The organism is Rhodococcus sp. P3_B8 (genome assembly GCF_056402775.1).
Genome location: NZ_JBFUGT010000692.1, coordinates 1 through 664, shown reverse-complemented (window position 1 = coordinate 664; position 664 = coordinate 1). Strand labels below are relative to the sequence as shown.

The following is a 664-nucleotide window of genomic DNA, read 5'->3' as shown; positions in this document are numbered from 1 at the left end:
AGGGTGTGGGCACGCATGATCGCACCGTTGTCGGCGTGCACCACCCCGGGCGCTCCGTGTTCGTCGATGGCCAGGGCGAACATGTCCACGGCCCGTTGAGTGTTCTCGGTGTACTCGATTCTCCAGGCCACCGGATACCGGGAGAACACGTCGATTACCAGATACAGTTTGTAGCGGTCCTGCGTTCTGGGTCCGCGTAGCTCGGTGACATCCCACGACCACAATTCCCCGACCCGTCCGCAGTGCACGATCGGCTTGTGCCGGGAAGCCGAGCCACCACCATGCTTTCTGCGTCGGCGATCGCCGACCATGTTCTGTTCGGCGGCGACCCGGTAGAAGGTACGTTCGGAGCAGCAGACCAGTCCCGCGTCGAACGCACGCCAGTACGTCTGCACCACAGAGAGTTCTGCGTATTCGGCGGATTCGAGGGCGCTGACGCCGGCGGCGCGTTCGGCGGCGGTCAGGGTTGCCGGTTGCTGCCGGTTCTTCTGCGGAATCGGGTCGGCGACCGGCCGGTAGTGCCGGTAATGGTGGGTGAGGCGGTAGTACGTCGAGCGGGGCAGCCCGACCAGCCCACACGCCGCGCGGACCCCGATCCCGGTGGCGGTGAGCTCGTCGACGAACCCGATCAGTGCAATTTGTTGCGTTCGAGCCAATTCGCGTA

1 protein-coding gene is annotated in these 664 nt (G+C 64.9%); it reads right to left on the bottom strand.

From position 1 onward, the window contains the following. Nucleotides 1-664: DDE-type integrase/transposase/recombinase (locus tag AC1D1G_RS45805; RefSeq protein WP_477957012.1), on the bottom strand; the 664-nt coding region annotated here is incomplete at both ends.